Here is a 25,008-nt window from a genome sequence, read left to right as displayed (position 1 = left end):
TAATTAAATTGTAATTTCTAAATTATCGTATGCCAAGAAAACATTTTCAGGAAGTTGCTGCTGCACTTCTTCATGAAAACCTAAAACGTGGCTAATATGTGTTAAATAAGCTCTTTCAGGCTTAACAAGATTAATAAAATCAAGCGCTTCTTGCAGATTAAAATGAGTATTGTGAGGTTCAACACGCAAAGCATTGACAACCAAAACTTTTATTCCTTTAAGTTTTTCAACTTCTTCTTGTTCAATTGTTTTCACATCTGTTAGATAAGCAAAATCATCTATTCGATAACCAAAAACCTGTAGATCACCATGCATAGCATTAATTGGAATGGCCATTTTATCTCCAACAGCAAAAGGAGCATTATTCTCTACTTCGATTGTTTTTACGCTTGGAGCTCCTGGGTATTTATTTACTGTTTCAAAAACATAATCAAAACGACGTCTTAAATTGTCTAAAACACGTTTATGTCCGTAAATTGGAATTTCGCCCTGTCTAAAATTAAACGGTCGTATATCATCCAAACCAGCAGTATGATCTGCATGTTCGTGCGTAAAGAGAATTGCATCCAGTTTTCTGCATCCGCAAGAAAGCATTTGCTGTCTAAAATCGGGACCGCAATCTACTACATACGAATGCTCGCCCCATGTTATCCAGATGGATACACGAAGCCTTTTATCCTTAGCATCAGTGCTTTTGCAAACGGGATGATCGATTCCGATAATTGGAATGCCTTGAGAAGTACCTGTACCTAAAAAATAAACCTTCAATTGAACTTAATTTTTTTACAAAAATAGGATTATTTCTCTTTCATTAGAAGCCTAATTTACTAACTTTGTAACAAATCTATTTAAAATAAAATGGGTACAGAAATAAAACTCAAAGGTGACAAGGTCATCGAACAGATTCCTTCTATAAAAGACAAAGCGTTACGCATTAATTTAAACGAAAATATTTACGGAACATTTGCTGAGATTGGTGCTGGACAAGAGACAGTTAGACACTTTTTCAGATCTGGAGGTTCGTCGGGAACTATTGCAAAAGCGATGTCTGCCTATGATAAAGATTTTAGTGATGCCATTTATGGAACGGAAAGTGACGGAAGATATGTTACTGAAGAACGATTGAAAAAAATGCTTACTCATGAAGGGCAAATCATCGAGGAGCGTTTAAGTCGTGAAAAACACCCTACAAAACTTTTCTTCAGTTACGCAAATACTGTTGCCACAATAGATTTTGCTAAACAATTTAAAGGTCATGGCTGGGTTGGAATTAGATACCAAATTGAACCAGACGAAGCTTATAACGAAATTATTCTACATATTCGTTTTAAAGAAACCGATGCAAGATTACAACAAGAAACACTTGGTATTTTAGGAGTTAACTTAATTTACGGTGCTTTTTACAAATACAACGATCCAAAAAGATTACTTCGTTATTTATACGATCACTTAGACAAAGATCAATTAGAGATTGATACCATTAACTTTTCTGGACCTCGTTTTGCCGATGTAGACAATCGTTTGATGAGTTTGCAATTGGTTAAAAACGGAATGACTGATGCCGTAATGTTTAACCCTGAAGGGAAAAACATTCTACCAGCAGCTATTTTATACAAAAAGAACCTTTTAGCTTTAAGAGGAAGTTTCCGTCCTGTTACTAAGGTAAATATGGACATGTATGAGAAGTCATTAGAAATGTTTCTTAAGGAAAATAAAGTTGAAAAAAACAATACTCTTGTCGTTTTTGAAATCACACTTTCGAATTTACGCTCTGATGGAGAAATTGACGAACGTGACTTTATGGATAGAGCCGAATTGCTTTGTTCTCTTGGTCAAACGGTTATGATTTCGAATTTCCAAGAATATTATAAAGTTGTAGAATACTTCGCAAATTATACCAAAGCTCGTATGGGGTTGGCAATGGGTGTAAATAACCTTGTTGATATTTTTGATGAGAAATACTACCGTCATTTAAGTGGTGGAATTCTAGAAGCTTTCGGAAAATTATTCTACCGCGATATGAAAGTATTCTTATATCCGATGTTAGACGAAGATGGTTCATTAATGAATTCAAACAACTTGAAAGTTCATCCTAGAATGAAGGAATTGTACAAATTCTTTAAATTCAACGGAAAAGTGGTTGATATTGAAGATTATGATCCGAATATCTTGGATGTTTTCTCTAGAGAGATCTTAAAAATGATCAATCAAGGACAACCTGGATGGGAACCAATGCTTCCTCCTGGAATTCCAGAAATTATAAAAGAACACCACCTTTTTGGATATCATCCACAGAAAGAATTAGAACAAAATTCATAATAAAAAAAGTCCCGAAATATTTTCGGGACTTTTTTTTTATTAGTCACAGTTTTCGGTCACAGTTAACAGTCTCAACAAGCTCTGAAAACTGAGACTGCGACTGAATACTATTTCAAAATCTGCGCTGCGTGTTCTTTTGTTTTTACTTTTTCAATTACTTCTTCGATGATTCCTTTTTCGTCGATTACGAAAGTTGTTCTGTGAATTCCGTCGTATTCTTTACCCATGAATTTCTTTGGTCCCCAAACTCCAAATGCGTTTATAACTGATTTATCTTCATCAGCTAATAAAGGAAAAGGCAATTCATATTTTTCTTTGAATTTTATTTGCGCTTTCGCGCTGTCGGCACTAACGCCAAGAAGTTCATAATTATTGGCTTGAAAACGGTGAAAATTATCTCTTAAATCGCAAGCTTCAGCCGTACATCCTGGCGTGCTTGCTTTTGGATAAAAGAAAACAACCAATTTTTTCCCAGCATAATCTGCCAGTTTGTGTGTTTTTCCTTCCTCATCTGTTCCTGAAAAATTAGGCGCTTTATCTCCTGCTTTTAATGTTGTCATATCTTTTTTATTTTAGATTGTTGATTTTGGATTTTAGATTTAACAAAGATAACTTATAACTAATAATTCTTTATTTTTACAGGCGTTAAAATCACCGAAATGAATAAAGAAGCTCGCGTACAATTTGTTATTGATAAATTAAAAGAACTCTACCCTACTATACCTGTTCCGCTTGATCACAAAGATCCGTATACGCTTTTAATTGCCGTTTTATTGTCTGCGCAATGTACTGATGTTCGTGTAAACCAGATTACACCGCTTTTGTTTGCAAAGGCTGATAATCCGTATGATATGGTTAAAATGTCGGTTGAGGAAATTAAGGAAATTATTCGTCCGTGCGGTTTGTCTCCAATGAAATCTAAAGGTATTCATGGTTTGTCTGAAATTTTAATTGAAAAACACAACGGAGAAGTTCCTCAGAGTTTTGAAGCTCTTGAAGCATTACCGGCTGTTGGACACAAAACGGCGAGCGTAGTAATGTCGCAAGCTTTTGGCGTTCCAGCTTTTCCTGTAGACACCCATATTCACCGTTTGATGTACAGATGGAATTTATCTAACGGAAAAAATGTGGCGCAGACTGAAAAAGATGCTAAAAGATTATTTCCGAGAGAATTATGGAACGATTTACACTTACAAATTATTTGGTACGGCCGAGAATATTCACCCGCTAGAGGTTGGAATCTTGAGAAAGATATTATAACAAAAACGGTTGGCAAAAAATCACTTATTGAAGAGATGGAAAAAACACAAGTAGCGTCAAAAAAATAAAAGGCGCAGATAAAAAACCTCTGCACCTTTATAATGTGCCAATTTAACAATTAGAAAATTAGATAATGCTTTTTTTTGCAATATTAAGGAATTTTCTAATTATCAAATTTTCTCATTGTCTAATTCATTTACATTCCCGCTTTTAAAGCATTGTATTCTGCATTCATATCAAGCGATCTATAAACACCTAATAATGTTTTTGTTGCATCTGGATTTTTTGGCTCAAGCGTAAGTACTTTTTTCAGATATGGAATTGCACTTCGAGCAATATCATCTTTTTCGGCATTCAGCTTATCGTATTTCTTCATTTCAGATGGAGTAGTTCCTAATGACGAAATTTCATCGGTTAAATCTTTCTTCATCTGTAATTTCAAATAAGCCAAATTAACATAGGCATCTACATAATTTGGATCTAATTCTAAAACATAATTATAAATAGATTCTGCTTTAGGATAATCCTTTTTTTCAAGATATGCATAAGCTAGATTATTATTTACTTCTATTTTTTTAGAAGGCACAGATTCTGTTCTTGGCTTTTCGTAAAGACCTTGCTGTATAGCTGATTCTCTCGCTTTTGGAGAAATAAAAGAATCCTCTTCTTTTGTTTTTTTGTTTGTTGCAAGATATCGAACTCCTTTTCCAGAAAAATTAATCTTTTTCAAAAGTTCGTAATACGTAACTGCAGCACTATAATCTTTTCCGTTTATAGATGACGCAGCTGCATTGCATAAGTTTATTGTATCTTTTTTATCGAATAAATATACTTTATAGCTTTTATCAGCACTTTCTTTAAATTTTCCGGCTTTAAAATCTTCCATCGCGCCATTTACGAGACTTCCTTTCATGTCTTTTAAAGCCATATTAGCCTTAACGGTCCATTTAAATTTTCCTGACTCATTCTCGTATAAAAATACATCTTGGTAGGATTGCGATGCCAGCGTAAAATTATTTGCTGCATCTATGTTTTTTACAGCCAAATCCTTTAATACATTCCCTTTTAAGAAGTAATAATCAGATTTGTCCTCATCGGGAGCATTAAGAATAAGGTATTCAGTTTTAGTTAAAATTGCCAAAGCGTCTTGGCTATTTCCTTTGTCAAATAAAGATTGAGCTTCTTTAATTTTGTCTTTTTGGGCAAATGCGCCAACACTTATCATCAATAAGCAGGACAACATTTTAATGTTCTCTTTCATTTTTCGGTTAAGTTTTGGTGATTAAATGATTTTCTTGGTTTCTTTTGAGGCACAGTAAAAGAGATAATTAATAGGTTTAATATCTTTATCACTATATTTTTTAGTCAACATTTGCTGGTCCAAACATTGTCTCAAAAATCAAATGAGCATAAAACTTAAAAAAATAAATTAGGGTAGTTTTTCTTCATAAACAATCTGATTTTGGGTTAAATATTTAGTTTTTAATTTATTATTTTTCTAATTATTAAATCAAAATAATCTTTTAATACGAATAACACTTTATAAAAGCATTTTAAACGAATAAAAAATTAGTTTTTTAACTAAAATAGAATTAAAAACCAAATAAACACATAAATTCCGACCAAAATATTAAATTTTAACAAATCAGAAGAAAAATGCTGTAAAAACCTTATGTTTTTATTTATGAAAAAAGAACAAATAAAAAACTCACTACTTGTATACTAAAATATACAAACAGTGAGCTCTTAAACCAAAACGACCATTTGGTTTATTTTGATAAACATCCGACAGGAGCAGTGGGCTGTTTAGTTAGCTATAATCTCAAAATTTTTATCGTCAATCTTAACTACTGTCAAGGCTTTAGAATAATTCAATAAAAAAGAAACTACTTCTTTTTTAGGTTTAAGATTTTTAGAAGCTAATGCTTTTTTTGAGTAAATTTTCCCCATACTATCAGAATGTTTTATACTAATATAACGGGCTTATTATCAAAATAGTATTAGTTGGTTAAAATAATTTGATGTTTATCAATTATTTTTCTTAAATTCATTAGTGCATAACGCATTCTTCCTAGCGCTGTATTGATGCTAACGCCTGTTACTTCTGAGATTTCTTTGAAACTCATATCTTGGTACATACGCATCACCAATACCTCTTTTTGGTCTTCTGGAAGTTCTCCTATTAACTTTTTAAGATCAATTTCTACTTGATCAACGATCATTTTGCCTTCAATTGTCAACGCATCGTCTGACATTATAGAGAAAATAGAAAATTCTTCTGTTTCTCTGTACATTGGCATTTTTTTCGTTTTGCGAAAATGATCCACAATTAGGTTATGAGAAATACGCATTACCCAAGGCAAAAATTTACCTTCTTCGTTATAAGAATTGCTTTTTAAAGTTTTGATTACTTTAATAAAAGTGTCTTGAAAAATATCATTTGAAATATCTCTATCAGCAATCTTAGAATATATAAATCCATATATCTTAGATTCGTGCCTTTTTATTAATGTTGCAAGTGCAGCTTCACTGCCGTCAACATAATTTTTTACTAATAGAGCGTCTGGAGTATGCAGATCAGCCATAATAACTACTTTTTTTAGTTTTATTTTTAAAATTGGAGTATTTTTTCTAAAAAGTAGTTTTTTTATATAGGCGTGTCTTTTTTTGATTATGTTAATATTGTGACCAAATTTAACAAATTTTAGTTTTAAAAAGCAAATAAAATCATTAATAATTATTAGTAAAACTTTTATTAATGTACAATAAACATAAAATTTACGCACAAAGAACTAAAAATTCGTAAAACCAATAACAGTAAAAGCATTAAAAATTAAACATAAATACCTTACAATTAATCAGATAACATTTACTTCTGTTTTAAATATAAATTCAAATTACAATTTTTCCTTGAAACAAGACGACAATTACACGATATTTTTTTCTCTTTTGAATAAAAATTAGGCCATTAGGGTTCATAAAAACACATTTTACACCTTCAAGCAGAGTCAAAAAAGCATTTTAATTAGCTTAAAATAGTTAAGATTTGGAACTAAATCCTTAACTAAATCCAATTCAAAATTGATTACTTTTGTAAAAATTGACTTTTTTATGCAAATTGACCTTTCTAAAATAGATCCAAAATCAAATATTATAATTAAAGGAGCACAAGTACATAATTTAAAAAATGTAGATGTTGTCATTCCTAGAAATAAACTGGTTGTCATTACAGGTCTTTCAGGATCAGGAAAATCAAGTTTAGCTTTTGATACTTTATACGCTGAAGGACAAAGACGTTACGTAGAAAGTTTATCGTCTTACGCGCGTCAGTTTTTGGGCCGTTTAGACAAACCAAAAGTAGAATATATTAAAGGTATTGCTCCTGCGATTGCTATTGAGCAAAAAGTAAATACGACCAATGCCCGTTCGACTGTCGGAACTTCTACAGAAATTTACGACTACATGAAGCTTTTGTATGCGAGAATCGGACGCACCTACTCTCCTATTTCTGGACAGGAAGTGAAAAAAAATACCGTTACAGATGTTATTTCTGATGTTAAAAGTCTACCTCTAGACAGCAGATGGCTTTTGCTTGCTCCTATTCATCTTGAAGAAGGAAGACAATTGGAAGACAAACTGAAAGTGCTTCTACAGCAAGGTTTTGCACGTATTCTGGTTGACAACGAAATGGTTCGTTTGGATGAATTTTCTGCTTCAGATTTACACAAATTAGACAATAAAGACATTTTATTGATTATTGACCGTATTGTTGTAAAAGAGGAAGAAGAATTTTACAATCGTCTTGCCGATGCTGTACAAACTGCTTTTTTTGAAGGAAAAGGAATTTGCTATCTTCAAGAATTAAATGCAGAAAAAAGATTTTCTTACTCTAATAATTTTGAGCTTGACGGAATAACTTTCCTTGAGCCAAATGTTCATTTATTCAGTTTTAATAATCCATATGGGGCTTGTCCTGTTTGCGAGGGCTATGGAAATATTATTGGCATTGATGCCGATTTGGTTGTTCCAAACACTTCATTGTCAATTTACGAAAGCGCCATTTATCCGTGGCGTGGCGATAGCATGAGCTGGTATAAAGATGAATTGATAAAACATGCTTACAAGTTTGATTTTCCTATTCATAAACCTTATTTCCAATTAACTGACGAACAAAAAGATTTAATTTGGACTGGAAATCAGTATTTTCAAGGGCTTAATGATTTCTTTAGAGAATTAGAAGAAAAAAATTATAAGATTCAGAATCGTGTAATGCTTTCACGTTATCGTGGCAAAACAAAATGTCATGCTTGTAAAGGCAAACGCTTGCGCGAAGAAGCATCTTATGTAAAAATCAACGGAAAAACAGTTTCTGATCTAGTTGATTTACCGATTAAACATTTGGTTACTTTTTTCAAAAACATCGAATTAAACCAATACGAACAGCAGATTGCGAAACGTTTGATGGTCGAAATCAATAATCGTTTGTCTTTTTTAACGGAAGTTGGTTTAGATTATCTTACTTTAAATAGAAATTCTGCTACACTTTCTGGAGGAGAATCTCAGCGTATTAATCTTGCGACTTCTCTTGGAAGCAGTTTGGTTGGATCAATGTACATTCTTGATGAGCCAAGTATTGGTCTGCATCCAAAAGACTCTGAAAGATTAATCAAAGTACTGCTTTCTCTTCGTGATCTTGGTAATACTGTAATTGTGGTTGAACACGATGAAGACATTATGAAAGCTGCCGATATGATTATTGATATCGGTCCAGAAGCTGGAACTTTTGGAGGAAAACTGGTTGCACAAGGAACTTATGATGAAATCTTGCAATCTGATTCTTTAACTGCTAAATATTTAAATGGTGATTTAGAAATTTCCGTGCCTAAGAAAAGAAGAAAATTCAAAAATCATATTGACATTATTGGCGCACGCGAAAACAACTTAAAAAATATCAATGTTACTTTTCCATTAGATGTTTTAACCGTTGTAACAGGAGTTTCTGGAAGCGGAAAAAGTACTTTGATCAAGAAAATTTTGTTCCCAGCGGTACAGAAAAAACTAGAAAGTGCTGCTGAAAAAGCAGGACAGTTTACTGAAATTTCTGGATCATTTTCACAAATTAAACATATTGAATATGTAGACCAAAATCCGATTGGAAGAAGTTCTAGATCGAATCCTGTTACCTATATCAAAGCTTATGATGATATTCGTGATTTGTATGCTAAAGAAAAATTATCAAAAATAAGAGGTTACCAAGCCAAACATTTCTCTTTTAATGTTGATGGAGGTCGATGCGAAACTTGTAAAGGTGAAGGTTCTATAAATGTTGAAATGGTCTTTATGGCCGATGTTTCTCTTCCGTGTGAAACTTGCGGAGGAAAAAGATTCAAAAAAGAGATTTTAGAGGTTACTTTCGACAATCAAAATATCAATGACATTCTTACAATGACCATTGATGACGCAATTGCTTTTTTCGAAAAAAATAAGCAAGCAAAAATCACTCAGAAATTACAGCCTTTACAAGATGTTGGTTTAGGATATGTTCAATTAGGACAATCTTCTTCTACGCTTTCTGGTGGAGAAGCGCAGCGTATTAAATTGGCTTCTTTTTTAGTTAAAGGAGCAACAAAAGATAAAGCTTTATTTGTTTTTGACGAACCTACAACGGGACTTCATTTTCATGACATTAAAAAACTTTTAGCTTCGTTTGATGCTTTAATAGAAAAAGGACATTCGATAATTGTAATCGAACATAATTTGGATTTAATAAAATGTGCTGACTGGATACTTGATTTAGGCCCAGAAGGTGGAGAAAATGGAGGTCATTTGCTTGCATCTGGAACTCCTGAAGAGATTGTAAAAGTAAAAGAATCTGTAACGGGAGTTTACTTAAAAGACAAATTGTAATATCACTCGTTTTTAAATAACAAAGCCATAAATACAATTGATTAGTTTGTATTTATGGCTTTATATTTTATTTCTCTTTTTAATGTTTTAAGCTACCAAGCATCTTTCCTCAAAAGGAAGACCATCTTCATCGATAGCTACTAAAATCTTTTTCTGTTTTGATGCCTCAAAAGTAAGATACAGCCAAGCAAATGACCATAAACCTAGAGTTAAACAAAAAATCAGAAAATTCAAACTGTGATTAACCACTTTTCCTCCTTTCGATAAGACCGCGAAAAGCAATTCATCATTTCTTTCTTCTAAAGTAAATCCATTATGAACTTTGTTTGAAATCATATTGGAGAATACTTGCATGCTTTGTTCCTGGCTGAGATGATTGTTTTTCATAATTAACTTCATTCTACAATTAATCAAATAACTTTCTTTCGTCTACATTTTCTTGCAAAACTATCCAACCCAAAAAAAGAAAACAATACCTAGATCTGGGGATTTTATTAGAAATAATTCTGCAATTTCTTCAAAGTAGTGCTAAACTTTCATGATAAAGTTAATTTTTATTACACTAATTACAAAATATACATGTGTTAAAGTTTATTTTTTAATAACTAATTTTCAATTACTTAACTTTTGAAACAGAAATTAAAACACAATATTAACTATTCTTTTTTCAGATTTTCAGAAGGCATTGCAGTCGCATTTCCATCCCTTAAAGCGCTGTAATGCGGAGACATAATCTCTATACCAGCCTCATTAAAAGAATCTTGAATGTTTTGATGAAGTGACGAATAAATCCTTGGTTGTTTTGTCGGCTCTTTGGTGTAAACATTAATTTGATATGAAACATAAAAATCATCTAAACTGGTTTGTAGCACAAATGGTTTAGGCTCTTTTTCGGTCATTTCGGTTTTCAAAGCAGCATTGATCAAGGCGGCATGAATAGCTACCCACGGCACATCGTAACCAATAGAAACTGTAGTATGAATGAGCAATCCTGTGGTTGATTGTTTTGTATTTGCCGAATAATTGGTTGAAGTACTGGACAAAACGGTCGCATTTGGAATCGTAATGTCTTCAAATTTTGGCGTTCTAATTCGTGTAACTAATGCCGTTTTCTCGATTACCTCGCCGCTCACGTCTCCAATTTTTATATAATCACCAATTTTAAATGGACGCATGTAAGTAATAACCAAACCAGCGACCATATTTGCAATAGCATTTGAAGATCCTAATGAAAATAAAACCCCAACAAAAACCGAAACTCCTTTAAAAATAGGCGAATCTGAACCTGGCAAATATGGAAAAATAATTACCAGCATAAAAGCATACATCAACAATCTGATTACGTTGAATGTAGGTAGTGCCCAGTCGCTGTAAAACCCATCAATTTTTATGTTTTCTGATTTTATTTCGTCAAAGAAAAACTTAATTACTTTGAGTGAATATTTAAAAATAATGATAATCACGATAATCGTAAACAGACTTGGCAGAAAACCAACAAAACCCATTAAAGCAGATTTTGCAGGCGTTAAAATCCATCTGAGCAGCATTGTAGTGTAGTCTTTTGTAGCTGGAAAAATGCTGAATAACACAGGCAGCGACAGGTAAACTATTAAAATAAGTGTCACTATTTTTATGAAACCGAAAAACCGAAGAAACAAAAATTGCTGTTTTTCTGGCGATAATATTTTTATTGTATTATAATTAACTCCTTTAAAATATCTGTTTTTATTTTTGACAATATAATTTCTAATCAGATTAAAAACCTTACCAACCAAAAACAAAACCAAGCCTATTATAAGAACCAATAGTGTGGTATAGCCTATTCGCTTGGGCAACTGCGAATAATTCTCATTCTGATATAAAATCGCGGTTTTAATCTTAGCCAAATTTCGATTGGCAATCTTTATTATTGTGCTGTTTTCTACTTTTGCATCGGCATCAAAAACAGACATTATAACCAAATCACTTTGATAAACAATATCCATCGAAGCATCTGAGGGAACGATTTTAATAGAATCCTTCTCAAAGAAAGATTCATTGTAAAGTCTTTTAATTTTATTGGTTATATATTCCGCCCTTTCTTTTGCAGAAAAAGAGCCGACATTATTATAAACAAAGAAAAGAGTGTCTTTGAAAGGTTTGACAGGATAACCTTTTATTTTTACTGTTGAAGTTTCTTTATCAGAATTTTTCAGATTCGGAGTCTGCGCAAATACGGAGAAAGAAAACAAAACAAAAAAGAAAGCTAATAACCTAAGTACTTTTATTTTCATATTCAATTAGAAATAAATTAGTTACCCTTTCTAACAAATATAAAAACAAAAAAGTTACGATTTTTTAAATGCCTTTCTTTTTTACAGAAAAATCAGATCAAATTTTAATTCCTATCTTTTTCAAAAGTGAATCAATTACATTATTGATATCTGTTGAAATCTTGAATTTGTAATTCAAGTAAACATATAAAATAGTCACTAAAATTGATTTTAAAGCAATGCTAATCAACTGGAAAAATGGAAATTCCCAGAAATAAAACAGTAAAAACAATGCAAAAGTAAGAACAATCGAATGGATTGTTTGTTTTGTAAATGGATATAAATCAAGTTTTTTAACCACAAAAAGCAATTTCGCCAAACTATACAAAGTAATCGAAAGAAGGGTTGCAAATGCAGAACCGAAAATACCTAAAATTGGAATAAAAATAATGTTTAAAATTACTGTTAGAACAACCAGCATTAATCCTAAATACAATACCATTCGGTAGTATTTTGTATTGAAAATAATAGCGTTATTATTTCCTAAAATCAAATCGAAATACTTCGAAAGACCAATCATGAAAACTACTGGAATTCCACCGCTATATTCTTTAGGAACCAATTCATACAATTGGTCAATATTAACAAAGATACAAAGCATTACAAACCCGCCAACAATCTGCAGATTGATAGAAGTCTTTTTGTAAAGCTGATTTAAATCATCATGCTTATTGTCATGCATTAATTTGGCCGTAATCGGATACACAATTTGATGCATCGCACGGCTTGGAACTGAAATTACTAAAGCGATATAAGTTGCAACAGAATAATAAGCAATATTTTCAATTTTCATGTACTGATTCAAAATCAGTTTATCACCATCTAAAAGCAAATTGGCAACACTTCCTGAAAGAATAATATAAAAAGTATATTCCATGACACTTTTTACATTATCAGGTATTGTAATCTGAAAATTAGGCTTTTTGATGTAGAACGCATAAAACATCGTTACAATAAAAGCTAAGAAATAAATAGCGGCAGTCACATAAACAAACTGAACCAAACTGATCCAGTGAAAATACAGCCCAATTAAAGCAATTGTAGAAAGCAATCTTAAACCGACTTCTTTTATGAAATTTCCAAAAACAGAATGCATGTGCACTCTCGCCCAAGCATAAAAAATCTCAAAATAAGCCATGCAAATTCCAATAAACGGAATAAGAAGCATAAACTCACGAACAACCGGATTTTCTTTAGAAACAAAATCAGTTATATCGTCGTAAAAGAAGATTCCAATAAGTCCTAACGGAATACACATTAAAATAGGAAACAAAGCCGTAAAAGATAAAAACTGTTCTCTTTCTTCCTCTGTTTCATACTGCGAATAAAACTTTACAAGCGTATTCTGCATTCCGATTGCAAACAAAGGCATGATTACGTTTGCTGCAGATGTAATATAATTTGTTAATGCATAATAAGTTGCACCAAGAAAAACGGGATAAAGATATAATGTATTAATGGCTCCGATACCAAAACCAATGTATGTAATTATAGTGTTTTTAAAAGACTGATTTAAGACAATACCCATTTCTTGAGTTTAGATTGTATTTAATTTTAAATGATTATCCTTTAATCAGCTGTGCTAATTGTTTGGTTAGATTTTTTCTTGAATATTGCTGTAAACCAATTCCATGCGATTGCAATTTCCCTTCCAAAAACTGATTAAAAAAGTCCAAAATTACACTTTTTAGCTTCGCTTTTTCAGAATAATCAAAAAATACTCCTGTATTGGTCTGCGTAACGATATCGGCAAAGTCAGAACCTTGAGGTCCAATGGCAATTATTGGACGGTTTGAAACCATATATTCGAACAATTTTCCCGGAATAATACTTTTCGTGTCTTCAGAATTAATCTCTATCAAAAGTAAAACTTGAGATTTTCTTTGGTGCGCAACAGCTTCTTTATGAGAAACGTAACCTACCAAATTCAAATAATCATTTAATTGATGCTCTTGTATCGCATCTAAAACTTCTTGACTTACTGCCCCAATTAATTTAATTTCTAAATGAGATTTAAATTCTGGAACTTCTTGTAGTAATTCAACTAAAACTTCCCATAAAAATGGAGGGTTTCGATCTGACAAGAAAGAACCAATATGAGCTAAAGTGAATTTAGTGTCTAAAGTTTGTTTTTCTACCGTTTCTACATCATAACCGTTTGTAATTACAGTAATTGGCTTATTCGTAATAGCCTCAAATTCAGTTTTAGTAGTTTTACTGGTTACAATAATTTCATCGGCAGAATTCAGTACTTTGTGCTCTAAGCTTTTATGCTTTTTTTCAGCATAAGAAGATAAACGAAGTGCTTTATGATATCCAATCGTTGTCCAAGGATCACGAAAATCGGCAAACCATTTTACTTTTAATTTTTGCTGTAATTCTAAACCAATTAAGTGTAAACTATGCGGCGGTCCAGAAGTTACAATGGTATCGATATTATTTTCTTGAATGTATTTTTCTAAATAAGAAACCGATGGTTTTACCCAAAAAACACGTGCATCTGGAATAAAAAGATTTCCTCGAACCCAAAGAAACGTTTTGTCCAAAAAGGTCTGCTTTTTCTTTTGCGGAAAAATCCCCGAACTGATTTTCTTGGTTTTATTTTTCGAAAAAATGGAAGCCAATTGATAAGGCTCCCAAATTTTATTTTTTAAAACAATTACTTTATCTGATATCTCACTTACCAATCCTTCATCTACAATTGGATAAGTTGGATTTTCTGGAACATAAACAATTGGCTGTACATCAAACTCTGGCAGATATTTTACAAATTTCAGCCAACGCTGTACTCCTGGCCCACCCGCAGGCGGAAAATAATAGGTAATTATTAAAAGTTTTTTTTGTTCCAACGAAAATGAGTTTACTATTTTTAAAGTGCAAATTTAGAATTTTGAAATTCTAGGCTTCTTTTTTCTTATTAGAATTTTTACTTTCAAAATAAATTCCTCCAGCTAAAAGCAATAACATTCCGATTGAACTCATTAAAGTAATTGTTCCTCCAGTTTTAATAATCTGAGGTTCAAATTTAAATTCAATTGTGTGTTTTCCAGCAGGAATTTCCATTGCTCTTAAAACATAATCAACAGGGAAATGATCTGTCAATTTACCGTCGATATAAGCATTCCAGCCATTTTTATAATACATTTCAGAGAAAACAGCTAAACCGTCTCCATTATTTTCAGATTTGTATTTGATATAATTTGGCTTATAAGTAACAACCTTAATAGTTCCAGTTGTATCAAAAGCTTTTTTCATTCGAGCATTTTGGAATTTAGTTTCGTGCTCATGAACATTGAAAACTGCTATTTTTTTAGTATCTAAATTATTCAATGCTTTCATTACATCGTCTGGCTTGTTTACCAGTTTTACAGAGCTTACAAACCAAGCATTTCCATTAGCATCTGGATTAACAGCTGGAATTTGATTTCCATCTTTATCCACTTGAATTACATACTTAACATTAAGCATATTAAGCACTTCTAAATTATTCTTAGCAATTTGATAATCGTACAATTGCTGCATTCTTCTAGGTCTAACAGCACTATAACCTCCAATTGTTTTATGGAAATATGAAGATCTACCTTGCAATTGCCCTTGAAGATCAAATACACGGTAAACTGAAGTATCTTTTAATATCTGAGCATCTGCTTGTGTTTCTTGGAAAGGCGCCGCAATTTGAACTGGACTAACAAAATCTTTAGCAGAAACGTATTTTTTATCCACAAAAAACAAATCGAAAATCATTACAATTCCAATAAAAATCAAAGTTGTTCTTTGAGAAAATTTATTTTTAATAAACAACCATAATATCACAAAAGTCATTACGATTAAGAATCCAGATCGCAATATATCTGCGTAATACATTGTCATTCTATCTTCTTTTAAAGCATCAACGAAACCTGGTCCGTAGCTTTCTAAGAAATATTGATCGCTTGCTCCTGTAAAATGGAAGAAACTTTTCGCAATTAAAAGAATAACGAGAACTCCTAAACCAAAAACTCCAGTCTGCACTAATGCTTTCTGCTGTAATTTTGGTTCATCTTTAGCTTTAAAGAATGACTGTAATCCCATGACAGCTAAAACAGGGAAACATAATTCTAAAATAACTTGAATTGATGATACCGCTCTAAATTTATCGTATAAAGGAACATATTCGATAAAAAAGTCAGTCAATAAAGAGAAGTTTTTACCCCAAGAAAGCACTAAAGTGAAAAGCGCTCCTCCAAGGAAAACATATTTAATTTTTCTTTCGTCTATAAATAAAGCCAAAACAGCCAAGAAGAAAACTACAGCACCGATATAAGCTGGCGCCGAAACAATTGGTTGATCTCCCCAATAGGTTGGCATTCCAGAAACGAAATCCTTAGCTTGAGATTCAGGTACACCCTGCTCTACCATAAACGCGTACATACGGCTGTCTGTACCAACATTTTCATGGCTTGAACCTCCAAATATTCTTGGAGCAATTAAATTTAAACTTTCTGCAATACCATAACTATATTCTGTAATATAGTCTGTAGTCATCGATGCAGTCGTTTCATTTTTAGATCCGTCAGGATTAAAAGTCAACTCGCTTTTATCTCTGATACTGTATTTAGCATATTCATTTGTTGCCATTAAATTACCAGCATTGGCTCCTAAGGCAAAAATTCCTGCAACTAGTAAAACTCCACAAGAGATTAAAAGCCCTTTAAAGTCTTTTTCTTTGATAAAATTAAATGCAAAATAACCTGATAGAATCAATAAGAAAATCAATAAATAATAGGTCATTTGGAAGTGGTTGGCACTAATTTCTAATGCCACTGCAAACATGGTGAGCAAACCTCCTTTTATATATTTCTTCTGAAAGACGAGTATAAAACCAGCAATTACCAAAGGCATATAAGCAATAGCGTGTGCTTTGGCATTATGACCAACTCCTAAAATGATGATCATATAAGTTGAAAAACCAAACGCAATAGAGCCGATAAAAGCTTTTAATGGATCTGTTTTTAAGACTAATAATAAGCCATAAAAACCAAGGAAATATAAGAATAAGTAATCTGCAGGGCGCGGAAGAAAACGCAATACGTCATCTACCTTACCAATAAAATCGTTCGGATAATTTGCTCCTAACTGATATGTTGGCATACCTCCAAAAGCAGAGTTAGTCCAATAAGGTTCAGCATTTTCCATTGCTCTAAAATCATTTTGCTCTTTTGCCATTCCGGTGTATTGAGCAATATCTGACTGGAAAATTTGTTTTCCTTGTAGAACTGGATAAAAATAAATTAACGAAACAAAAATAAAGCCCAAGATAACAAGGGCATGCGGATAGAACTTATTTACTATTTTCAATTTTGGCTAGTTTGGGTTAAAATGAATCCTAAATTTTCAGGACACAAATCTAATCTATTTCTTCGTAATCGACATACTCTCCCACTTTTTTGGTTTCGCGCGGATTTTTCGCATTAGCGGTATTAATGATTATTTCATCATTATTATTTGTATGGTGATTGTTCTGATACGTATTGCCTTGATTATATTGCTGTTGTTGTCTTTGAAAATTTTCACTAGCATTTTCTACCGCCTTTTTAACCAAAACTGGCAAAAAGATTCTAGCTAAAAATTTAAAAATGTAATAAAAAGCTATAACCCACATGATGGTCTTAAACAAACCTGAAAATGATGCTTCTTGCATAACTATATATTTTTTTCCAAAATTAATAAATCCATTCTTTAAAAATAAAATATGAATCTTAAATAAATAATAAAATATGTACATTTGAAATGCGTTATTATTTTTTAACCCAAAAAAAATTATATGTTCAAAATTAAAAACTTACTTGCCCCGGTACTTTTTTTTATTCCACAACTGTTTTTTGCGCAATATACCGACGTTATTAATTCCAACCGCCCCGGAGAAACCATGTCAGCCTATGCTGTCGGAAAATCTGTTATTCAAGCTGAATTAGGTGTTTATGGCATTAAAGAAAAACACGATTTATTAGATTACGATGCTACCGGATTCGGTACAGATTTAACCGTTAGATACGGAGCTTTTCTGGAACAATTGGAATTTGTTCTAGATTTACAATATCAAACGGAAAGTTTTGATACTCCGTATACTAGTTACAAAAAGAACAATTTCAGACAAACGGTTTTAGGAGCTAAATACCTTATTTATGATCCTTATAAAAATTACAAAAGAGAAGTAAACATTTACAGCTATAAAGCCAATCGTAATTTTCAATGGCGCGAATTGATTCCGGCTGTCTCTGTTTTTGCAGGAGCAAATTTTGTCGGAGCAAACAATCCGTATTATTTTTCTCCTGATGGCGCAATTTCTCCTAAAGTTTCGTTGATCACGCAAAACCTTTTAGGAGGCGGATCTTGGGTTTTTGTAACCAATATTATTGCAGATTATATCGGAACTGACTATCCAAGTTACGGATATGTATTAACTTTGACGCACGGATTTAATGATAGATGGTCTGGTTTTATTGAAAATCAAGGATATAAAAGCGATTTTTACAGCGATTCTATCCTTCGTACTGGAGCTGCTTTTTTGCTGTCTTCCAACATGCAAGTTGACGCTTCTATAAGTACGAATTTCAAAAATACACCATCTGTTTTATATGGCGGAGTCGGAGTATCATGGCGTTACGATGGCTGGTACAAAGAAAAACAAGTTGCGAACAAAGCAGCTGACAGAGCAAAAAAGAATGATGACAACAAGGAGCAAAAAGTTGATTATCAAGAAAAAGAAAGAAAACGTAAAGCTAAATACGAATAAAGCGCAAAATAACCAGAGCCTTCAGAAAAGACTCTCAATACCATTTTAATGATTACAATTAAAGAAGCCAAAAGCAAGAAAGAATTAACCGAATACATCAAATTTCCTTTTTCTTTATATAAGGATAATCCGTATTGGGTGCCACCCATTATTTCAGATGAATTGGAATCTTTTGACAAAACCAAAAACCCTGCGTTTGATAATGCAGAAGCCTATTTTTATTTAGCTTACAAAGACAATAAAATTGTTGGGCGAATCACTGCCATTATCAATTGGTCTGAAGTTAACAATCAGCACAAGAGAAAAGTACGTTTTGGATGGTTTGATGTAATTGATGATATTGAAGTTACGAAAGCACTGCTTGAAAAAGTTTATGAATTAGGAAGAAAACATAATTTAGAGCATGCTGAAGGGCCAATGGGATTTTCGAATTTAGATAAAGTTGGTGTTCTTACGGAAGGTTATGATCAAATTGGAACCATGATTACTTGGTACAATCATCCTTATTATGTAACTCATTTAGAGCAATTAGGATTTCAGATTGAAAAACAATTTATTGAAAGTATATTTCCTTTCTCTAATGTAAAACCTGAGTTTTTCCAAAAGGCTGTTACTTTAATTCAAAAACGTTACGGACTTAAATCTCTGACTTTCACAAAAACGAAAGACATTATGCCTCACGTAGACAAAATGTTCGATTTGTTTAACGAATCTTATGAAAAGCTTGCTTCGTTTGTAGCCATTTCAGATGTTCAAAAAGAATATTTTAAAAAGAAATACATCAGCTTCATCAATCCTGAATATATCAAATTTGTGGTTGATAAAGACGATAATTTAGTAGCTTTTAGTATTGTAATGCCAAGTTTTGTTGAGGCTTTACAGAAAATGAAAGGTAAATTATTTCCGTTTGGTTTTCTTCATTTATTAAAAGCAAGAAAACACAGTAAAGACGTTGTTTTTTACCTTATCGGAGTTCATCCAGAATATCAAAACAAAGGCGTAACAGCGCTTATTTTTGATGAATATTACAAGACTTTTTCTGCAAAAGGAATTCAAACTTGTATTAGAACTCCTGAATTATTGGAAAATAATGCGATTCATTTACTTTGGAAAAACTTTGATCCAATTATTCACTGTCAGAGAAAGACATATCTGAAGAATCTTTAATTTTAGTTTTCAGTCACAGTCGCAGTTTTCAGTTCTTAAAAGTCACTGAATTCGTCTCAACTTTTGAACAGGAATTAAAAATAACACATAAAAAAATCCATTCGTCCCCAAAACGAATGGATTTTTCATTTTATAAAACACATATTACTCTACTTTACAATCTACTTTTACCAGAGTATTTTTTTGATCAAATTTTAATTTTGATTTATCTTTAAAAGAAACCTTATCATTGGCAGTTACAATATCTCCATATCCTTCAATAAAAGCTCCGTCTTTTTGCAGAAAAGCAACTTCTCTTACAGATGAAACCCCTTCTGAATTAAAAGTATAATCTGCGATTAAAGTATCGCCTTTCATGTTTCCAATTAAGGTTCCTTCATTTTTATCTTTTCCTACCAAATTATAACTTAGTTTTCCGTTTACTTCTTGATGAGAATTAACATTAAAACTCATTTCTATTACGCTTCCGTTTGATTTCCAAGCGTAACATTGATCTCCTGCAGGCTCAACAAGTTCAGCTTCTTTTGGCGGACTTGGCGTAATTTGTACTGGCTCTGTTGTAGTTGTTTCTTTTTTACAAGAAGCAAAAATTGACAAGGCAAGTACAGCTGTTAGTGTTAGTACTTTTTTCATATTTCCTCATTTTTATTTTGTGATTATGATATAAAGTTACCTCAAATAAAAAAAAATCCATTCGTAGAACAAATGGATTTTTTTACATAATTCCCACTTAAGGAAATCTATTTTTTTATTAGAATTTACGAAACGTCAACAGTTGTACGTTCAGCAATTTCTTTATAAGTTCCGTTAGTCAATTTCTCACGAATTGCCTCGAAAGCTGTTAAAGTCTCTTCGATATCTGCTAATGTATGAGAAGCTGTAGGGATCATTCTTAATAAGATAATTCCTTTTGGAATAACTGGATAAACCACGATAGAAAGGAAAATACCATAATTCTCTCTTAAATCGTTCACCATTACCATTGCTTCAGGAATACTTCCTTCTAAGTAAACTGGTGTAATACAAGTATTTGTATCTCCAATATTAAATCCTTTTTCTTTAAGACCGTTTTGCAAAGCATTTACGTTTTCCCAAAGTTTATCTTTAATAGCAGAAGATTTACGCAATAACTCTAAACGTTTCAAAGAACCAATTGTTTGAATCATTGGTAAAGCTTTAGCAAACATTTGAGAACGTAAGTTGTATTTCAAGTAATCGATAACTGTTTTATCAGCTGCTACGAAAGCACCGATATTAGCCATAGATTTTGCAAAAGTAGAGAAGTAAACATCAATATCTGCTTGAACTCCTTGCTCCTCACCTGCTCCAGCACCTGTTTTACCTAAAGTACCAAAACCGTGTGCATCATCAACTAATAAACGGAAATTGTATTTTTGTTTTAATGCAACAATTTCTTTTAATTTTCCTTGCTGTCCACGCATTCCGAAAACACCTTCAGTGATAAATAAAATACCTCCTCCAGTTTCTTCAGCCATTTTAGTAGCACGTTGCAAGTTTTTCTCCATACTTTCCAAATCATTGTGTTTGTATGTGAAACGCTTACCCATGTGCAAACGAACACCATCAATGATACAAGCATGTGAATCTACATCATAAACAATAATGTCATTTTTAGTAACCAAAGCATCAATGATAGACACCATTCCTTGGTAACCAAAATTCAATAAATAAGCAGATTCTTTCATTACGAATTCAGCCAATTCATTTTCTAATTGCTCGTGGTACGTAGTGTGTCCAGACATCATACGAGCTCCCATCGGATAAGCTGCACCAAACTGAATTGCCGCATCTGTATCTGCTTGACGAACTTCTGGATGATTGGCTAAACCTAAATAATCATTTAAACTCCAGTTTAAAATATTTTTTCCGTGAAATTGCATTCTAGGACCCAACTCTCCTTCTAACTTTGGGAAAACATAATAACCTTCTGCTTGAGAAGCCCATTTTCCTAAAGGTCCTTTATTGTCCTGAATTCTTTCGAATAAATCTTTTACCATAATATATGTAGTAATTTTTTTTACTTATCAGCGAGCAAAAATAATCATTATTAATTTAAAATGAAGAGCCTCAATTATTTTTATTGAAAAATATTCAAAAGATTATTTTTAATAGGCCATAACTCTTAAAATAATCTTACAAAATGCAATTTAATCCTCTATTTCAATATCTAACATGATTTTTATCATAATAAAAGACAACATTGTCTTTTATATTTGAATAATAATTTAATTACCCTTTAAATAGATTACAACTAAAACAAAATCAATGAATTATGAAAAAGATCAACAAAATTACAAACAAACTAAATGTTCTTTTATGTGCATTTTGTATGCTCCTCGTCTTGGGAAGCTGTAAAAAAAATGAAACGAAAGATTATGCAGACATTATGACTGAAGGTGAAATGAATGCTGAACTTACATCGCCTCCTCATGTTCCAAAACCAGTTGGAAACAGAACTGCTATGAAACTGAAGCTAAACATGGAAATCAAAGAGCAAGAAGGTACAATGACTGATGGTGTAAAATATACGTATTGGACATTTGGAGGTTCTGTTCCTGGAAGTTTTATTAGAACGCGTGTTGGTGATGAAGTAGAATTTCACTTAAAAAACCATCCTGATAACAAATTACCGCATAATATCGATTTACACGCTGTAACCGGTCCAGGTGGTGGAGCAACCTCATCTCTTGTAGCTCCCGGACATGAAAAAGTTTTCAGTTTCAAAGTTATAAATCCTGGATTGTATGTCTATCACTGTGCTACTGCTCCTGTGGGAATGCACATTGCAAACGGTATGTACGGATTAATTTTGGTTGAACCAGAAGGCGGACTTCCTCCTGTTGACAAAGAATACTACGTAATGCAGGGTGATTTTTACACTCAAGGTGAATATGGAGCAAAAGGTCTACAGCCATTTGATATGAATAAAGCGGTAAAAGAAACTCCAGATTATGTTGTTTTTAATGGAAAAGTTGGCTCTTTAACAAATGGTGGCGAATTAACAGCAAAAGTAGGTGAAACAGTTCGTTTGTATGTTGGAAATGGTGGGCCAAATTTGGTTTCTTCTTTCCACGTTATTGGAGAAATTTTTGACAGCGTACATGTTGAAGGCGGAAGTACTGTAAATAAAAATGTTCAAACTACTTTAATTCCTGCTGGTGGTGCTGCTATTGTAGATTTTAAAGTTGAAACTCCGGGAACTTTCATCTTGGTTGACCACTCTATTTTTAGAGCATTTAATAAAGGAGCTTTGGGAATGCTGAAAGTGGAAGGAAAAGAAAATAAAAACATTTACTCAGGAACTATTCAGGAAGGTATTTATTTGCCTGAAGGTGGAACAATCCAGAAAATGCCTGGAACTTCAACAGCAAAAGTTGCAGTGCCAAAACGTACTGTCGAGGAGAAAGTTAAAATTGGTAAAGAAATTTTCGGAACAACATGTTTCGCTTGCCACCAATCTGAAGGGCAAGGAATTCCGAGTACTTTCCCTCCTTTAGCAAAATCAGATTATTTAAATGCTGATTCTAAACGTGCTATTAATACGATTCTTCATGGTCTAACTGGAGAAGTAACCGTTAACGGTAAAAAATACAATAATGTAATGCCAGCTCAGAATTTATCTGATGATGAAATTGCAAATGTTCTAACCTACATTTATAATAGCTGGGGAAATAATAAAACAGAAATTACACCAGAAATGGTAAAAGCATTAAGATAACAGCAAAACTTCTAGCATGAAAAAATACATTTTCATACTTACAATTCTCTTTTTCTCTGCGGTTAGTGTCATGAAAGCTCAGGAAAAAGGAATGGTTTTCATAAAAGAGGGATCTTTTGTCCCTCTTTATGGAGCCGTTTCTAAAAAACCTGTTGAAGTAAAATCTTTTTACATTGACATTTACCCCGTTACAAATCGTGAATTTTTAGAATTTGTCAAAAAAAATCCTTCTTATCAAAAATCAAAAATTAAGGGAATTTTCGCTGATAAAAGCTATTTGTCATATTGGCCAACTGATTTTGATTTTGGAAATGCAAAACCCAATTCGCCAGTTACAAGCGTTTCTTGGTTTGCAGCAAAAAAATATTGCGAATGCGAAGGAAAACGGTTAGCCACAATGGATGAATGGGAATATGTAGCAATGGCAGATACCAAAAAAATTGACGCTAGAACCAAGAAAGAATTCAATGAATATATTTTGTCTTGGTACGAGAAATCGAAAACGTACGAAAATGAAATTGGAAAAACTTTCAAAAATTATTGGGGAGTTTACGACATGCACGGTTTGGTTTGGGAATGGACTTCTGACTTTAACAGCATTTTTTTATCTGGAGAATCTAGAAAAGACAAAAGCACTGATAAAAATCTCTTCTGCGGAAGCGGATCAGTAAATGCATCTGATCTAATGGATTATGCTGCTTTTATGCGTTACGCTTTTCGCGGAAGCTTAAAAGCACAATATTCTACAAGAAATCTTGGATTTAGATGCGCCAACACAACAAAACCAAAAATCTAATTTAAATTAGTTTACAATGAAAAAAATAGCGATTGCTTTTCTTCTCTTATTCTCATTTTACAGCTGTAAAGAAGCAGATAAAAAAGAAGTCAAAGCAGAAACAAAAAAGGAAATCAGCGATTTATCAATTTATAATCTTCCTTCAAAATGGACAACGCAAGATGGCAAAGACATTGAATTGAAATCGCTTAGGGGAAATGTTTTGGTAATGGTTATGATTTACACCAGTTGCAAATCGGCTTGCCCAAGATTGGTTGCTGATATGCGAGATATTGAATCAAAATTGGAGAAACAAACCAAACAGCACGTAAAATTGATTTTGGTAAGCATAGATCCAAATACAGATACGCCTGAAAGATTAAAATCATTCGCTATTGAAAATAAAATGAATCAAGATCCGTGGATTTTCCTTCGTTCAACAGAAGAAAACACTCGCGAATTTGCAGCGGTTTTAGCGGTAAATTATAAAAAAATCTCTCCGATAGATTTTTCGCATTCGAATATTATCAGTGTTTTCAATCCTGAAGGCGAATTGGTTTTTCAACAGGAAGGTTTAGGCGTAAATAATGATAAAACAATTGAAACAATAAATATGGAAGCAGGGAAAATATAGATATTTTAAATAGGTTAATTAGTAAGAAACAAGAGCAGATTTATGATCGACTCTTGTTTTTTTATATTTATAATAAGTTAAAAAGAAACATTGTAAAGCTTCGGAGAAGCGAAATATTCA

Annotated in this window: 21 protein-coding genes; 8 read left to right on the top strand and 13 right to left on the bottom strand. The window is 32.5% G+C overall.

Annotated elements, in window-relative coordinates:
• Positions 1-3 precede the first annotated feature (3 nt).
• Positions 4-768, bottom strand: a complete 765-nt coding sequence (locus ACE01P_RS07755) for an MBL fold metallo-hydrolase (protein ID WP_379695932.1) — start codon at positions 766-768, stop codon at positions 4-6.
• Positions 769-858: 90 nt separating this feature from the next.
• Here ACE01P_RS07755 and ACE01P_RS07750 point away from each other — a divergent pair, with 90 nt between their 5' ends.
• Positions 859-2,319 carry a TonB-dependent receptor gene (locus ACE01P_RS07750; RefSeq protein ID WP_379695930.1) on the top strand — a complete coding sequence of 487 codons (1,461 nt, stop codon included), beginning with the start codon at positions 859-861 and terminating at the stop codon, positions 2,317-2,319.
• 107 nt (positions 2,320-2,426) lie between these two features.
• Here ACE01P_RS07750 and bcp read toward each other — a convergent pair whose 3' ends face one another.
• Entirely contained in the window at positions 2,427-2,879 is a 453-nt protein-coding gene (gene bcp, locus ACE01P_RS07745; protein ID WP_379695928.1) for a thioredoxin-dependent thiol peroxidase, read from the bottom strand.
• A gap of 99 nt (positions 2,880-2,978) precedes the next feature.
• Between bcp and nth the strand changes: the two genes are divergently transcribed.
• Entirely contained in the window at positions 2,979-3,647 is a 669-nt protein-coding gene (gene nth / locus ACE01P_RS07740; protein WP_379695926.1) for an endonuclease III domain-containing protein, read from the top strand.
• A gap of 128 nt (positions 3,648-3,775) precedes the next feature.
• Here the strand turns inward: nth and ACE01P_RS07735 are convergent, their stop codons facing one another.
• The 3 genes from ACE01P_RS07735 to ACE01P_RS07725 form a co-directional block, all read right to left on the bottom strand.
• Entirely contained in the window at positions 3,776-4,840 is a 1,065-nt protein-coding gene (locus tag ACE01P_RS07735) for a tetratricopeptide repeat protein (RefSeq protein ID WP_379695924.1), read from the bottom strand.
• A 545-nt stretch (positions 4,841-5,385) separates the two neighbouring features.
• Positions 5,386-5,529 (bottom strand): hypothetical protein, encoded by a 144-nt coding sequence (locus tag ACE01P_RS07730; RefSeq protein ID WP_008462533.1) that lies wholly within the window; start codon positions 5,527-5,529, stop codon positions 5,386-5,388.
• Between the two features lie 50 nt (positions 5,530-5,579).
• On the bottom strand, positions 5,580-6,164 hold the full coding sequence (locus ACE01P_RS07725; RefSeq protein ID WP_379695922.1) for an RNA polymerase sigma factor: 585 nt from the start codon (positions 6,162-6,164) through the stop codon (positions 5,580-5,582).
• Positions 6,165-6,690: 526 nt separating this feature from the next.
• Between ACE01P_RS07725 and uvrA the strand changes: the two genes are divergently transcribed.
• Positions 6,691-9,486 carry an excinuclease ABC subunit UvrA gene (gene uvrA, locus ACE01P_RS07720; protein ID WP_379695920.1) on the top strand — a complete coding sequence of 932 codons (2,796 nt, stop codon included), beginning with the start codon at positions 6,691-6,693 and terminating at the stop codon, positions 9,484-9,486.
• Between the two features lie 87 nt (positions 9,487-9,573).
• Here uvrA and ACE01P_RS07715 read toward each other — a convergent pair whose 3' ends face one another.
• The 6 genes from ACE01P_RS07715 to ACE01P_RS07690 form a co-directional block, all read right to left on the bottom strand.
• Entirely contained in the window at positions 9,574-9,873 is a 300-nt protein-coding gene (locus ACE01P_RS07715) for a hypothetical protein (RefSeq protein ID WP_379695918.1), read from the bottom strand.
• Between the two features lie 269 nt (positions 9,874-10,142).
• Positions 10,143-11,759 (bottom strand): mechanosensitive ion channel family protein, encoded by a 1,617-nt coding sequence (locus ACE01P_RS07710; RefSeq protein WP_379695916.1) that lies wholly within the window; start codon positions 11,757-11,759, stop codon positions 10,143-10,145.
• Positions 11,760-11,856: 97 nt separating this feature from the next.
• Positions 11,857-13,326 carry a polysaccharide biosynthesis C-terminal domain-containing protein gene (locus ACE01P_RS07705; RefSeq protein ID WP_379695914.1) on the bottom strand — a complete coding sequence of 490 codons (1,470 nt, stop codon included), beginning with the start codon at positions 13,324-13,326 and terminating at the stop codon, positions 11,857-11,859.
• Positions 13,327-13,360: 34 nt separating this feature from the next.
• Positions 13,361-14,647 carry a glycosyltransferase family 4 protein gene (locus ACE01P_RS07700; protein ID WP_379695912.1) on the bottom strand — a complete coding sequence of 429 codons (1,287 nt, stop codon included), beginning with the start codon at positions 14,645-14,647 and terminating at the stop codon, positions 13,361-13,363.
• 49 nt (positions 14,648-14,696) lie between these two features.
• Positions 14,697-17,135, bottom strand: coding sequence for a YfhO family protein (locus tag ACE01P_RS07695; RefSeq protein ID WP_379695910.1), 2,439 nt, complete (start codon positions 17,133-17,135; stop codon positions 14,697-14,699).
• A 49-nt stretch (positions 17,136-17,184) separates the two neighbouring features.
• Complete coding sequence (locus tag ACE01P_RS07690) at positions 17,185-17,478, bottom strand: DUF4834 family protein (protein ID WP_379695908.1); 294 nt, start codon at positions 17,476-17,478, stop codon at positions 17,185-17,187.
• A 123-nt stretch (positions 17,479-17,601) separates the two neighbouring features.
• On the opposite strand from ACE01P_RS07690, the gene ACE01P_RS07685 reads away from it, so the two are divergent.
• Positions 17,602-18,573: a transporter gene (locus tag ACE01P_RS07685; RefSeq protein ID WP_379695906.1), complete on the top strand. Its 972-nt coding sequence runs from the start codon at positions 17,602-17,604 to the stop codon at positions 18,571-18,573.
• A gap of 48 nt (positions 18,574-18,621) precedes the next feature.
• Entirely contained in the window at positions 18,622-19,740 is a 1,119-nt protein-coding gene (locus ACE01P_RS07680; protein WP_379695904.1) for a GTP cyclohydrolase, read from the top strand.
• A 144-nt stretch (positions 19,741-19,884) separates the two neighbouring features.
• Here ACE01P_RS07680 and ACE01P_RS07675 read toward each other — a convergent pair whose 3' ends face one another.
• Complete coding sequence (locus ACE01P_RS07675; RefSeq protein ID WP_379695902.1) at positions 19,885-20,373, bottom strand: hypothetical protein; 489 nt, start codon at positions 20,371-20,373, stop codon at positions 19,885-19,887.
• A 125-nt stretch (positions 20,374-20,498) separates the two neighbouring features.
• Complete coding sequence (locus ACE01P_RS07670) at positions 20,499-21,758, bottom strand: aminotransferase class I/II-fold pyridoxal phosphate-dependent enzyme (RefSeq protein ID WP_379695900.1); 1,260 nt, start codon at positions 21,756-21,758, stop codon at positions 20,499-20,501.
• A gap of 275 nt (positions 21,759-22,033) precedes the next feature.
• Here ACE01P_RS07670 and nirK point away from each other — a divergent pair, with 275 nt between their 5' ends.
• From nirK to ACE01P_RS07655, 3 genes are read left to right on the top strand one after another with little or no spacing between them, the layout of a single operon-like run.
• Positions 22,034-23,479: a copper-containing nitrite reductase gene (gene nirK / locus ACE01P_RS07665; protein ID WP_379695898.1), complete on the top strand. Its 1,446-nt coding sequence runs from the start codon at positions 22,034-22,036 to the stop codon at positions 23,477-23,479.
• A 16-nt stretch (positions 23,480-23,495) separates the two neighbouring features.
• Positions 23,496-24,275, top strand: a complete 780-nt coding sequence (locus tag ACE01P_RS07660; RefSeq protein WP_379695896.1) for a formylglycine-generating enzyme family protein — start codon at positions 23,496-23,498, stop codon at positions 24,273-24,275.
• Positions 24,276-24,291: 16 nt separating this feature from the next.
• Positions 24,292-24,888 carry an SCO family protein gene (locus ACE01P_RS07655; protein WP_379695894.1) on the top strand — a complete coding sequence of 199 codons (597 nt, stop codon included), beginning with the start codon at positions 24,292-24,294 and terminating at the stop codon, positions 24,886-24,888.
• Positions 24,889-25,008: the final 120 nt, after the last annotated feature.

The sequence above is a fragment of the Flavobacterium sp. HJSW_4 genome (assembly GCF_042436695.1).
GTDB lineage: Bacteria > Bacteroidota > Bacteroidia > Flavobacteriales > Flavobacteriaceae > Flavobacterium.
The sequence above is the reverse complement of the archived record's forward strand: the minus strand, read 5'-3'. Positions and strand labels throughout refer to the sequence as shown.

Coding starts and splice junctions, on each gene's coding strand:
- ACE01P_RS07680 (WP_379695904.1), top strand. CDS start 18,622: ATGATTACAATTAAAGAAGCCAAAAGCAAGAAAGAATTAACCGAATAC.
- ACE01P_RS07675 (WP_379695902.1), bottom strand. CDS start 20,373: ATGAAAAAAGTACTAACACTAACAGCTGTACTTGCCTTGTCAATTTTT.
- ACE01P_RS07660 (WP_379695896.1), top strand. CDS start 23,496: ATGAAAAAATACATTTTCATACTTACAATTCTCTTTTTCTCTGCGGTT.
- ACE01P_RS07710 (WP_379695916.1), bottom strand. CDS start 11,759: ATGAAAATAAAAGTACTTAGGTTATTAGCTTTCTTTTTTGTTTTGTTT.
- nirK (WP_379695898.1), top strand. CDS start 22,034: ATGAAAAAGATCAACAAAATTACAAACAAACTAAATGTTCTTTTATGT.
- ACE01P_RS07730 (WP_008462533.1), bottom strand. CDS start 5,529: ATGGGGAAAATTTACTCAAAAAAAGCATTAGCTTCTAAAAATCTTAAA.
- bcp (WP_379695928.1), bottom strand. CDS start 2,879: ATGACAACATTAAAAGCAGGAGATAAAGCGCCTAATTTTTCAGGAACA.
- ACE01P_RS07655 (WP_379695894.1), top strand. CDS start 24,292: ATGAAAAAAATAGCGATTGCTTTTCTTCTCTTATTCTCATTTTACAGC.
- ACE01P_RS07690 (WP_379695908.1), bottom strand. CDS start 17,478: ATGCAAGAAGCATCATTTTCAGGTTTGTTTAAGACCATCATGTGGGTT.
- nth (WP_379695926.1), top strand. CDS start 2,979: ATGAATAAAGAAGCTCGCGTACAATTTGTTATTGATAAATTAAAAGAA.
- uvrA (WP_379695920.1), top strand. CDS start 6,691: ATGCAAATTGACCTTTCTAAAATAGATCCAAAATCAAATATTATAATT.
- ACE01P_RS07670 (WP_379695900.1), bottom strand. CDS start 21,758: ATGGTAAAAGATTTATTCGAAAGAATTCAGGACAATAAAGGACCTTTA.
- ACE01P_RS07750 (WP_379695930.1), top strand. CDS start 859: ATGGGTACAGAAATAAAACTCAAAGGTGACAAGGTCATCGAACAGATT.
- ACE01P_RS07705 (WP_379695914.1), bottom strand. CDS start 13,326: ATGGGTATTGTCTTAAATCAGTCTTTTAAAAACACTATAATTACATAC.
- ACE01P_RS07715 (WP_379695918.1), bottom strand. CDS start 9,873: ATGAAAAACAATCATCTCAGCCAGGAACAAAGCATGCAAGTATTCTCC.
- ACE01P_RS07685 (WP_379695906.1), top strand. CDS start 17,602: ATGTTCAAAATTAAAAACTTACTTGCCCCGGTACTTTTTTTTATTCCA.
- ACE01P_RS07735 (WP_379695924.1), bottom strand. CDS start 4,840: ATGAAAGAGAACATTAAAATGTTGTCCTGCTTATTGATGATAAGTGTT.
- ACE01P_RS07725 (WP_379695922.1), bottom strand. CDS start 6,164: ATGGCTGATCTGCATACTCCAGACGCTCTATTAGTAAAAAATTATGTT.